This is a genomic window from Vibrio sp. S12_S33, from assembly GCF_963889785.1.
Lineage (GTDB): Bacteria > Pseudomonadota > Gammaproteobacteria > Enterobacterales > Vibrionaceae > Vibrio > Vibrio aestuarianus.
In genome coordinates this window covers 1-246 of record NZ_CAWPQZ010000418.1, presented here as the reverse complement: position 1 = coordinate 246, position 246 = coordinate 1, and the positions used below count along the sequence as shown (strand labels likewise).

Sequence of the window (246 nt, the reverse complement as noted above, 5' to 3'; positions counted from 1 at the left end):
GCGTTGGACAGAAAGACAAGCGCAGGCTAAACCGATGTTGGATGACTTCTATGACTGGTTAACCACGCAGAAAGTCATCGAATCGAGTCCTCTTGGTAAAGCCATCAAGTACACCTTGGGTCAGTGGTCTAAGCTGATACGCTATGTTGAAGATGGGCATTTATCTATCGACAACAACCGAGCGGAACGCGCCATCAAATCGCTGGTTATTGGCAGAAAAAATTGGTTATTCTCGACGAATCCGCT

The 246-nt window shown here is 46.7% G+C and carries 1 protein-coding gene; it reads left to right on the top strand.

What is annotated here, in order from left to right; translation table 11 throughout:
• Positions 1–246, top strand: a 246-nt coding sequence (locus tag AACW06_RS20615; protein WP_192076421.1) for an IS66 family transposase, incomplete at both ends; no start/stop codon positions are given.